Below are 9,758 nucleotides of genomic sequence, written 5' to 3'. Positions count from 1 at the left end.
GCCCGCGCTGGCGCATCGGCGGGCTGGCCGGCGTTGGCGAGGTCTCCGCCACGCGCACCGGCGCCTTTGGGCTTTCCATCGATCTGGCCGGGCAGGTGATGCCGGCGACGGTGGTGCCAGGCGACGGCGTGGTGGAGGTGCGCATGGCCGGCCAGAGCTGGACCTTGGGCACCCGCCCGCCGCGCGTGAAGGATGCCGGCGGCGGCCATGCCCACATGATGGCGCCGATGCCCGGCCGCGTGCTCGCCGTGGACGTGACGCCGGGCCAGGCCGTGGCCGAAGGCGACCGCCTGCTGGTGCTGGAAGCCATGAAGATGGAGCATCGCTTGACCGCGCGCACCGCCGGCACGGTGCAGGCCGTGCATGTCGCTGTGGGCGATCAGGTCGCCGATGGCATGATGCTGGTGGAAATCGGCTGATGCCGGATCGGCGCGGGCTGTTGACCGCGTTGGCGCTGGGGCTGCCGCTGGCTTCGGCCGCGGCGGCGGCGCCGCCCGACACCGAAATCGAGGAATGGACCTTCCTGAAGGCCGCCGCCGCCGACCCGGCTGCCCTGCTGCGTTTTCTGGAGGCGAACTGGCTGGCCATGGACCGCATCGCCGTGGCGCAAGGCCTGTTTGCCCATGCCCGGCTGCACCGGGCCGATCCGGCGGACGGCGCCGCGTGGGATGTGGTGATGGTGGTCGGCTATCGCACCCCGGCCGGCTATGACGGCGTGCGCGCCGCGTTCGAGGCGATCCGGGTCGCGCACCGGCCGGTGCAGCCTGACGACCTGCCCTTTGCCTCACTGGGGCGCATCACTGAAAGCCGCCGCGTGCGGCTGGTTGCCAGCGCCTGAGCCGGGCTATGGGCCGGGCCAGCGGGCAAGTGCCGGCCCGGCCCCTTCCGGCCAGAAGCTGCGTGTGATCAATCCTCGCTGTCGGCCGCCTGCTCGCGCCAGGCCAGAATGATGCCCGGCAGTGCCATCGACGTAATGGCAAAGCCCGACAGCAGATCGAGCGCCTGTTCCTGGCCCGGCATCCAGCCATCGATGAACTTCGCCACGATCGACCAGAGGAAGGACCCGAACAGCGCCAGGATCATGAACTGGTGCGTGGCGACATAGGATTTGTCGCGCAACGCCCGTTCGCGTTCGTCCAACATGGCGTCATGGGCCTGGGCCATCTGGCCGCGGCCCTCGATGAACAGCGCGACGGCGCTGAACAGGCCGATCAGGCGCACCGCCACAAAGCCGATCGGCGTGCTGCCATCCGGCCCGGCAAAGATTGCACCGCCCAGATAGCCGATACCGATGCCGCCCAGCACAAGCAGCGAGAGCAGGCGGGAGGTGCGCAGCGACAGGCGCAGCGGCGGATTGAGGGCTTGCTTCATCGTCCTGCTCACTTGGTTGCGGCCAGTTGCTGGGCCAGGGGTTGAAAGGCGTCGAGGCTGAACAACGTCTCCACCGGCACGCCGAACACGCGCGCCAGTTTCAGGCCGAGTTCCAGGCTGGGGCCGTACTGGCCGCGCTCCAGGAAGCCGATGGTCTGCGGGTTGACGCCGACCTGCTCGGCCAGCTCCTTGCGCGACAGCCCGGCTTCGGCGCGGAATAGCGCGAGGCGGTTGTGCAACGTTGAGGTTTCGTTGTTCATCATCACGAATCGTTGTTTATACACAACCTATCGCTGTGTCAACGCAGTTTCGACAAGCCCCCTTCCCGCCCTGCCCGCGCCGGCCTAGAACGGCGATATTGAACAATAGGATCACCCGATGCTGACCCAGCTCAACTTCGCCCATGGCGAGACCATCGACATGTTGCGCGACACCGTGCGCGCCTTCGCCGCCGCCGAGATCGCGCCGCGCGCTGCCGAGATCGACGCCAGCAACATGTTCCCGCGCGATCTGTGGCCCAAGATGGGCGAACTCGGCCTGCACGGCATCACCGTGCCGGAAGCCGATGGCGGCATCGGCCTGGGCTATCTGGCGCATGTCGTGGTGGTGGAGGAACTCTCCCGCGCCTCGGCCAGCGTTGGCCTGTCTTATGGCGCGCACACCAATCTCTGCATCAACCAGATCGCCCGCTGGGGCACGGCCGAGCAGAAGGCCAAATATCTGCCGGCGCTGATCTCGGGCGAACATGTCGGCAGCCTCGCCATGTCGGAACCGGGCGCCGGCAGCGACGTGATCGGCATGAAGCTGCGCGCTGACCAGCAGGGCAACGGCGACTATGTGCTCAACGGCAACAAGATGTGGATCACCAACGGCCCGCATGCCGAGACGCTGGTGGTCTATGCCAAGACCGATCCCGCCGCGGGCTCGCGCGGGGTCACCGCCTTCCTGATCGAGAAGGGCATGGCCGGTTTCTCGACGGCGCAGAAACTCGACAAGCTGGGGATGCGTGGCAGCGACACCTGCGAGCTGGTGTTCGAAAATTGCACCGTGCCGGCCGAGAATGTGCTGGGCGGCGTCGGCAACGGCGCCCGCGTGCTGATGTCGGGCCTGGATTACGAGCGCGTCGTGCTCAGTGGTGGCCCGCTCGGCATCATGCAGGCCTGCATGGACGTGGTGGTGCCTTATGTTCACGAGCGCCAGCAGTTCGGCCAGCCCATCGGCCAGTTCCAGCTGATGCAGGGCAAACTGGCCGACATGTATGTCGCCCTCTCCACCGCGCAGGCCTACAGCTATGCCGTCGCGCAGGCCTGCGATCGCGGCGAGACCACCCGCAAGGATTCGGCCGGCTGCATCCTCTATTCGGCCGAGAAAGCCACCTGGATGGCGCTGGAGGCGATCCAGTGCCTGGGCGGCAACGGCTATATCAACGATTATCCCACCGGCCGCCTGCTGCGCGATGCCAAGCTTTATGAGATCGGCGCCGGCACCAGCGAGATCCGCCGTTACCTGATCGGGCGCGAACTGTTCGAAGAGACCGCCTGATGATGCTGGGCGCCGTGCTGGCTGGCGGCGAATCGCGGCGGTTCGGCAGCGACAAGGCGCTCGCCCTGCTCGACGGCCAGACGCTGCTCGCCCGCGCCATCGAGCGGCTGCGCGTGTGTGACGAACTGGTGGTGGCCGGGCGCGACGTGCCGGGCATCACCAGCCTGGCCGATTGGCCGGCGCCGGGCCTCGGGCCCTTGGGTGGGCTGGCCGCCGCCATGCGCCATCTGCGGCGTGCCGGCTGCGCCCACCTCGTGTCGCTGCCCGTTGATGTCGAAGGCTTGCCCGACGACTGGCTGGAGCGGCTGTTCATCGGCGGCACTGGGTCGGTCTGCGCGATGGGGCAGCCGCTGGTCGGGGTATGGGCCGTGCGCGACTGGCCGCGGCTGGAGGGTTTCATCGAAGGCGGCGGCCGCCGTGTCCGTGACTGGGTGAGGCAGTGCCAGGCGCTGGAGATCGATCTCGGCCCGCTGATCAACATCAACACCCGCGACGATCTGGCCGGCCTCGGGGGATGACAAGCCCCCTTCCCCCGCTATGGTGGCGGCGGGGAGGATGTTCATGACAAGACTGATGTTTGTTGCCTGCGCCTTGCTGGCGAGTTCGGCGCTGGCCGCGCCCAGGCCGGATGCGGCGTTGCTCAAAGCGGCCACGGCGGAGGCGCCTGCCGTCACCGCCACGCTGAAATCGCTGGTCGAGGTCGAGACCGGCAGCGGGGATGCCGAGGGGCTGGAAACATTGGGCCGTTACCTCGCAGGGCGCTTCAGCGCGCTGGGCGGCAGCATCACCCGCGTCAAGCCCCTGCCCGGCACGGTGGGCGACATCATCGTGGCGCGCTGGCAGGGCAGCGGCAGCGGCAAGCTGCTGCTGCTCGCCCACATGGACACGGTCTATCAGAAAGGCGCGTTGGCCAAGGCGCCGTTCAAGGTTGTCGACAGCCCCGATGGCCCGGTCGCCTATGGCCCCGGCATCGCCGACGACAAGTCGGGCGTGGCGGTGATCCTGCACACGCTGCCCTTGCTCTCCCCGCGCGACTTTGCCGAACTGACCGTGGTGATCAACACCGACGAGGAGCGTGGCTCCATCGGTTCGGGCCCGATCATCACCGACATGGCGAAGGGCATGACGGCGGTGCTCAGCTTCGAGCCCACCGCACGACCGGAAGTGCTGGTCAATGGCACGTCGGGCACCAACACCGTCATCGTCACCATCACAGGCAAGTCCGCCCATGCCGGCGGCGCGCCGGAAAGCGGCATCAACGCGCTGGTTGAAGCCGCGCATGTGATCGAGGCGACCAAGGATCTCGATCGCGGCCCCGGCAAGCGCCGCTTCAACTGGACGGTGGTGAACCAGGACCGCGGGGTGCGCAACATCATCCCCAACAACATCACCCTGATCGGCGATCTGCGCACATCGACCATGGCCGAGGTTGACCAGTTCCGCGCCGAACTGGCCGAGCGGCTGAAGCTGCCGGCCGTCGCCGGGGCGAAGGTGGTGGCCGAGGTGAAGGTGAACCGGCCGCCTTTTGATGTCTCCGCCGCCAGCCGGGCGCTGATCGAGGATGCGCAGGCCATCTATGCCACGCTGGGCCAGCGCCTGCCGCTGCTGCCGCGCACCGGTGGCGGCACAGACGCGGGCTATGCCGCGCTGGCCGGGGTGCCGGTGCTGGAATCGCTCGGCCTGCCGGGCGTGGGCTATCACACCACCGATGCCGAATATGTCTATCTGGAAAGCGTGCCGAGCCGGCTCTATCTCGCCGCCAGCCTGATCCGCAAGCTGGGGCGGTAGACGGCAGCAATATCCGCGGCTAAGGCCGCTGCCATGTCCAGCGGCCATCCCTCGCGCCTGACGGCGATCCTGCTGGTGCTGGCCGGCATCGGGGCGCTGTGCGTGCTTGATGCCTTCGCCAAATATCTGGCGCTGCGCCACGGCGCCGGGGTGGCGACCTTCGGCCGCTATGTCAGCGGCACCATCATCGGGCTGCTGGTGTGGCAATGGCAGGGGCGGCCGTGGGTGGCCGATGGGGGCCTGAAGCCCAACCTGGTACGCGGCACACTGATCGCGGTGATGGCGCTGGCCTTCTTCTGGTCGATCTCGAAACTGCCGATGGCCCTCGTGCTCACCCTCACCTTCGTCGGGCCCCTCACCGTGCCGTTCATGGCGGCGCTCTACCTCAAGGAGCCGGTGCAGCCCCGCTATGTCGCCGCCGGCGCGCTCGGCTTTGTCGGCGTGCTGGTCACCGTCGGCGGCATGCCCAGCCTGTCGAGCGATGATCTGCTGGCGGCCGGCGCCGCGGTGTTTGCCGCCATCCTTTATGGCGCGGCGGCGGTGATCCTGCGCAGTCGCGCCGCGGCCGATGGCGCGACGGTGATCACGCTGATTGCCGCATTGGTGCCGATGCTGTGGCTGTCACCGGTGGTATTGACCATGGATGCGCTGCCGCCCGCGCTCGATCTCGGCCTGATGATGCTGATGGGCCTCGCTGGCAATATCGGCGTGCAGCTGATGGCGCGCGGCTATGTGCATCTGCAGGCGCAGGTATCGGCGGTGCTGGAATATAGCGCCCTGCCCTGGGCGGCGCTGTTCGGCTGGCTGTTGTTCGATGAAGCGGTGGCGCCCACCACGGTGCTGGGCGCGGCGATCATTGCCGGGGCCTGCCTGTGGGCGTCGCGCGCGCCCAAGCCGGCCGCGACCGTTACTTCGCCAGCGCCAGTTCCTTGAGGCACACCGCCTTGGCACGGCCGACGGCGGCGACATCGGGCAGCAATTCCAGCGATTCCCGCGCATCGGCCAGATAGGCCGCACGGGCAGCCGGCGCATGGCTGCCGGCCGGCGCGCCACAGACCAGCTGCACGCCCAGCACCGGCCCACGCCGCAGATCGGTGACGGCAAGTACTTCGGAGGGTGCGCGCGGCAGCGCGGCGGCCAGGGCGGCAGTCAACTCGGCCGAATGGGCGGCATCGACGCCCTTTGCCAGTTCCGGCGCCAGCGCGATCCAGTCGGCGGCGCCGTTGCGGATGGCCCCCATCACCCGGCCCCAGTCGCCACCAGCAACCAGGTGCTCCACCGCAGGCTTGGCGCCGCTGCGGTCAACATCGGCGGCGAACTGGCTGGCCGACAATATGCCGGCGAGCAGCAACAGGGGGGCAAAGGGGCTCATGGCAGCCATATGGGGGTGCGACCGGCGGCCTGCAATGGCGTCACGCCGGCGGATCGGCGATCATGGCGGTGAAGCTGGCTTCGGCGACCAGCTTGCCATCCACCTCGGCGCGGCCATTAAACTTGGCGACACGGCCGCGGTCCTGCACCACCTCGACCTTCAGGTGCAGCAGGCAGCCCGGTTCGACGGGCGTGCGGAACTTGGCATTCTCGATCGCCATGAAGAACACCAGCTTGTCGCCGCCGGTCGGATCCTTGGCGCGCGCACCATGGATGGCGAGGACGCCGGCGGTTTGCGCCAGCGCTTCGACGATCAGCACGCCGGGCATGATCGGCTTGGCCGGGAAATGCCCGGCAAAGAACGGCTCGTTGATGGTGACGGCCTTGATGCCCGTCGCGGATTGACCGGGGATCATGTCGATCACCCGGTCAACCAGCAGCATCGGAAAACGATGCGGCAGCAGCGCCATCACGGCCAGCACATCGGCGGTGCTGGCCGTCTGGGGTGCAGCGTCGCTCATCAGCGCGGCGGGGCAGCTGGCGGCGTGGCGGCCGGGGCAGCCGGGGCGGCCGGCGGCGTGGTCGAAACGCGCGGCAGCGCCTTGTCGAGGCGGGCGATCACGTCGGCGGTGATGTCAACGGCAGCGGCGTGCTGGATCGTCACCTGCTCGTCCACGGCGATGTTGGCACCGCGCTCGCGCATGATCTGGCTGATCACCGGCTGGGCGCCGTCGTTGATCTGCTTGACCACCCATTGTTCGGACTGCTGCAGTTCGGCCTGGCGGCGCTGCAGTTCCTGATCGGCCTGCTGGCGGCGGGCATCGAAATCGCGCACCTTGGCCTGCCAGGCCTGGATGGCGGCCGGGGCGGCGCCCTGCGCCGGCTGGGTGTCGCGCAGGGTCTTTTCCTCGGCGCCCAGGCTGGTGCGCAGCTGGTTGAGACGGGCACCCAGGGCATCGGCCTTGGGCTTCAGTTCGGCCTGCGCCGCCTTGGCAGCCGCCGAATTGGCGATCATTTCCTGGCGGTCAACCGTCACGATCACGGCAGCCGGCAGCTGCTGGGCGAGAACGGGGGCAGAAACGCCGGCGAGCGCCAGCGCAATCAGGGTCTTCTTCATCAGAACGCGGTCCCTACGTTGAATTGGAAAAGTTGCGGATCATCGCCTGGTTGCTTGACCAGGGCCTTGGCAAGGTCAAACCGGAACGGCCCGAACGGCGAGTTCCAGTTGACCCCGATACCCACCGAAACGCGCGGCTTCGGTGTATTCCCGAGGAATTCTTCGACAAAGCCCGACGAGACGCCGTCGGTGGCAATGCACGGCGCCGTCTGACCCGGCACGATCGGTGCCGGCGCAGTCGGGCCGTTCTGGCAGGTCAGCGTCGGCCGCTTCAGGCTCCACAGCGCGCCAACATCGGCAAAGATCGATGGGCGCAGGCCCAGTTCGGTGCCGGCCGAACCGATCGGGATGCGCACTTCGGCGCGCGCCATGTAATAGGCGCGGCCGCCGAGCGCGTCGTCGAGCGCCTGGCGGCGATCCTGGTTGACCGTGCCATCGAGGTTCAACGGACGGCGCAGCACGCGCGGGCCGACGCCGCGGATGTTGAAGCCGCGGAACTGCGGCTGGCCCAGGAAGAAGCGGTTGGTGAGCAGCACGTCCTGCCCGCCATAGCCGGTGACATAGCCGGCCTCACCGCCCAGGTTGAGCACGAAGCCCGACCCGAACAGCGGGGTGAAATAATCATAATTGGCGCGCGTCGTCAGGAACTTGATGCCGATCGGCAGGCCAGCGAGATCCTGGCTGAAGGTGAAGCGCTGGCCAGCGGACGGCAGGCGCACGTTGTTCAGGCTGTTGAAGATGATCGAATAGCCGACCGTGGAGACCGTGCGGTTGCCGAGCTGTTCACACAGGAAGCGGCCGGCCTTGAGCGGATCGCAGACGCCGTTGGTGAAGAACACGTTCTGATCCAGACCGATTTCTTCGCGGCTGAGGCCATAGCGCAGCGAGGCGGCCCAGAATTCGGTGATCGAGAAGCCGGTGCGCACCTGGAAGCCGGTCGAAACCTGCGTGTAGGTGGTGTCGCGCGTGTTGCCGCCGGTGAAGCGGAACGAGCGGAAATCGCGGCGGAAGACATCGAAGCCAAGCGCCAGGTTGCGGCCGCCCAGATAGGGTTCGGTAAAGCCGGCCTCGATCGACTTGGCATAGCTGGAGATGTTGCCCGACAGGCGGATTTCCTGGCCACGGCCGCGGAAGTTGCGCTGGCGCACACTGGCCGAGAAGATGAAGCGCTCGATCGACGAGAAGCCGGCCGACAGCTGCAGTTCACCGGTCGGGCGTTCCTGCACGTTGGTTTCCAGCACGATGCGATCGGGCGTGGTGCCGGGCTTCTGTTCGATGTCCAGCTTGTCCTGGAAGAAGCCGAGGCCGAGCAGGCGATCCTTGGTGCGCTTGACCTTGATCGAGTTGAAGGCGTCACCTTCGGCGAGGCGGAACTCGCGGCGGATCACATTGTCGTGGGTGATGGTGTTGCCGTTGATCTGCACCCGTTCGACATAGACTCGCGGCACCTCCCCGATCTGGAAGGTGACGTTCATCTTGAGATTTTCCTTGTCGCGCTCGAACTGCGGGCGGACATCGGCAAAGGCATAGCCCAACAGGCCGGCGGTTTCCGACAGGCTGTCGACCGTGTTCTCGATCAGCTGCGCGTTGTACCAGTCGCCTTCCTTCATCTTGATGATGGGGCGGAATTCCTTGGGCTTGATGTCGCGCAGCTGGCTTTCAAGATCGACCTTGCCGAACTTGTAGCGGTCCCCCTCTTCCACGACATAGGTGACAATGAAGTCCTTCTTGTCGGGGGTCAGTTCGGCCACCACCGAGGCAACGCGGAAATCGGCATAGCCTTCGGTCAGATAATATTGGCGCAGCTTCTGCTGGTCATAGGCCAGGCGATCGGGATCATAGGTGTCGTTCGAGGTGAAGAAGCGCCAGGGCCGGGCCTGCTTGGAGGCCATCTGCTTCCTGATCTCGCCTTCCTTGAACTTGGCGTTGCCCAGGATATTGATCTGGCGGATCTTGGACTTGGGGCCTTCGCTGATCTCGAACACCACATCGACGCGGTTCTGTTCGAGCTGGACGATCTTGGGCTCCACGCTGGCGGCAAAGCGACCACCGCGGCGATAAAGTTCGAGGATGCGGCCCAGATCGGCGCGGGCCTTGGACCGGGTGAAGATCTGGCGCGGCGCCAGGCGAATTTCCTCGCGGATCTTCTCTTCCTTCACCCGCTTGGCGCCTTCGATGATGATCCGGTTGATCACCGGATTTTCCTTCACCTCGACAGTGAGCGCGCCATTGTCGTCGCGGATGGTGGCATCGGCGAACAATTCGGAGGCATAGAGCGCCTTCAGCGCCGTATCGAGCGCATCACGGTCATACCGGTCGCCGATGGCGAGGTTGAGATAGGAGCGGACGGTTTCCGCTTCCAGTCGCTCGGTGCCGCGCACCACGACGCTGCGCACGATGCCGGCGTTGGCGGCGGTGGCCGGCAGCGCCGACTGGTTGCGCGATTCCGCGGCGCGGGCTTCGGCTTCGGCCGACGGGCGCGGCGGTTCCGGCGCCGCCGGGCGCTGGCGCTGCTGGGCGATCGCCGGGGTGGCCAGTGCCGAGCCGAGCAGCAGCAGCGCCATCGGCC

12 protein-coding genes are annotated in these 9,758 nt (G+C 67.2%); 6 read left to right on the top strand and 6 right to left on the bottom strand.

Features of this window, described 5'->3' with window-relative positions:
* The coding region (locus tag GJ693_RS10745; protein WP_328598830.1) for an acetyl-CoA carboxylase biotin carboxyl carrier protein subunit at window positions 1-419 on the top strand (419 nt) is incomplete at its 5' end.
* Window positions 419-838 (top strand): hypothetical protein, encoded by a 420-nt coding sequence (locus GJ693_RS10740; RefSeq protein ID WP_156256303.1) that lies wholly within the window; start codon window positions 419-421, stop codon window positions 836-838. The genes GJ693_RS10745 and GJ693_RS10740, both read left to right, overlap by 1 nt.
* A gap of 68 nt (window positions 839-906) precedes the next feature.
* Here GJ693_RS10740 and GJ693_RS10735 read toward each other — a convergent pair whose 3' ends face one another.
* Together GJ693_RS10735 and GJ693_RS10730 are read right to left on the bottom strand one after the other, a co-directional pair.
* A complete protein-coding gene (locus GJ693_RS10735) occupies window positions 907-1,371 on the bottom strand; it encodes a hypothetical protein (RefSeq protein WP_156256302.1) in 465 nt (154 codons plus the stop codon).
* Window positions 1,372-1,379: 8 nt separating this feature from the next.
* Entirely contained in the window at window positions 1,380-1,634 is a 255-nt protein-coding gene (locus GJ693_RS10730) for a helix-turn-helix transcriptional regulator (RefSeq protein ID WP_156256304.1), read from the bottom strand.
* Window positions 1,635-1,749: 115 nt separating this feature from the next.
* Here GJ693_RS10730 and GJ693_RS10725 point away from each other — a divergent pair, with 115 nt between their 5' ends.
* Genes GJ693_RS10725 through GJ693_RS10710 form a run of 4 tightly spaced genes read left to right on the top strand, consistent with a single transcriptional unit; the run spans window position 1,750 to window position 5,634 of the window.
* Entirely contained in the window at window positions 1,750-2,913 is a 1,164-nt protein-coding gene (locus GJ693_RS10725; protein WP_156256301.1) for an isovaleryl-CoA dehydrogenase, read from the top strand.
* Window positions 2,913-3,431 carry a molybdenum cofactor guanylyltransferase gene (mobA, locus tag GJ693_RS10720; RefSeq protein WP_156256300.1) on the top strand — a complete coding sequence of 173 codons (519 nt, stop codon included), beginning with the start codon at window positions 2,913-2,915 and terminating at the stop codon, window positions 3,429-3,431. Before GJ693_RS10725 ends, mobA begins: the two co-directional genes overlap by 1 nt.
* 43 nt (window positions 3,432-3,474) lie before the next feature.
* Window positions 3,475-4,701: a glutamate carboxypeptidase gene (locus GJ693_RS10715; RefSeq protein WP_197042116.1), complete on the top strand. Its 1,227-nt coding sequence runs from the start codon at window positions 3,475-3,477 to the stop codon at window positions 4,699-4,701.
* A 33-nt stretch (window positions 4,702-4,734) separates the two neighbouring features.
* Window positions 4,735-5,634, top strand: coding sequence for a DMT family transporter (locus tag GJ693_RS10710; RefSeq protein WP_156256298.1), 900 nt, complete (start codon window positions 4,735-4,737; stop codon window positions 5,632-5,634).
* Here GJ693_RS10710 and GJ693_RS10705 read toward each other — a convergent pair.
* Genes GJ693_RS10705 through bamA form a run of 4 tightly spaced genes read right to left on the bottom strand, consistent with a single transcriptional unit; the run spans window position 5,609 to window position 9,753 of the window.
* Window positions 5,609-6,073: a hypothetical protein gene (locus tag GJ693_RS10705; RefSeq protein WP_156256297.1), complete on the bottom strand. Its 465-nt coding sequence runs from the start codon at window positions 6,071-6,073 to the stop codon at window positions 5,609-5,611. The genes GJ693_RS10710 and GJ693_RS10705 overlap by 26 nt on opposite strands.
* A 40-nt stretch (window positions 6,074-6,113) precedes the next feature.
* Window positions 6,114-6,593, bottom strand: a complete 480-nt coding sequence (gene fabZ / locus GJ693_RS10700; RefSeq protein WP_156256296.1) for a 3-hydroxyacyl-ACP dehydratase FabZ — start codon at window positions 6,591-6,593, stop codon at window positions 6,114-6,116.
* Window positions 6,593-7,189: an OmpH family outer membrane protein gene (locus GJ693_RS10695; protein WP_156256295.1), complete on the bottom strand. Its 597-nt coding sequence runs from the start codon at window positions 7,187-7,189 to the stop codon at window positions 6,593-6,595. The genes fabZ and GJ693_RS10695 overlap by 1 nt, the downstream gene beginning before the upstream one ends.
* Window positions 7,189-9,753, bottom strand: a complete 2,565-nt coding sequence (bamA, locus tag GJ693_RS10690; RefSeq protein ID WP_235902823.1) for an outer membrane protein assembly factor BamA — start codon at window positions 9,751-9,753, stop codon at window positions 7,189-7,191. The genes GJ693_RS10695 and bamA overlap by 1 nt, the downstream gene beginning before the upstream one ends.
* Window positions 9,754-9,758 lie beyond the last annotated feature (5 nt).

Origin of the sequence: Sandarakinorhabdus oryzae (genome assembly GCF_009733735.1) — a bacterium.
Classification (GTDB): Bacteria; Pseudomonadota; Alphaproteobacteria; order Sphingomonadales; family Sphingomonadaceae; genus Sandarakinorhabdus; species Sandarakinorhabdus oryzae.
This window is presented reverse-complemented; position numbering and strand designations above follow the sequence as displayed.

Bases quoted from the DNA above. Each gene is read 5' to 3' on its own strand.
- GJ693_RS10740 (WP_156256303.1), top strand. From the start codon at position 419: ATGCCGGATCGGCGCGGGCTGTTGACCGCGTTGGCGCTGGGGCTGCCG.
- GJ693_RS10735 (WP_156256302.1), bottom strand. From the start codon at position 1,371: ATGAAGCAAGCCCTCAATCCGCCGCTGCGCCTGTCGCTGCGCACCTCC.
- GJ693_RS10730 (WP_156256304.1), bottom strand. From the start codon at position 1,634: ATGATGAACAACGAAACCTCAACGTTGCACAACCGCCTCGCGCTATTC.
- GJ693_RS10725 (WP_156256301.1), top strand. From the start codon at position 1,750: ATGCTGACCCAGCTCAACTTCGCCCATGGCGAGACCATCGACATGTTG.
- mobA (WP_156256300.1), top strand. From the start codon at position 2,913: ATGATGCTGGGCGCCGTGCTGGCTGGCGGCGAATCGCGGCGGTTCGGC.
- GJ693_RS10715 (WP_197042116.1), top strand. From the start codon at position 3,475: ATGACAAGACTGATGTTTGTTGCCTGCGCCTTGCTGGCGAGTTCGGCG.
- GJ693_RS10710 (WP_156256298.1), top strand. From the start codon at position 4,735: ATGTCCAGCGGCCATCCCTCGCGCCTGACGGCGATCCTGCTGGTGCTG.
- GJ693_RS10705 (WP_156256297.1), bottom strand. From the start codon at position 6,073: ATGAGCCCCTTTGCCCCCCTGTTGCTGCTCGCCGGCATATTGTCGGCC.
- fabZ (WP_156256296.1), bottom strand. From the start codon at position 6,593: ATGAGCGACGCTGCACCCCAGACGGCCAGCACCGCCGATGTGCTGGCC.
- GJ693_RS10695 (WP_156256295.1), bottom strand. From the start codon at position 7,189: ATGAAGAAGACCCTGATTGCGCTGGCGCTCGCCGGCGTTTCTGCCCCC.
- bamA (WP_235902823.1), bottom strand. From the start codon at position 9,753: ATGGCGCTGCTGCTGCTCGGCTCGGCACTGGCCACCCCGGCGATCGCC.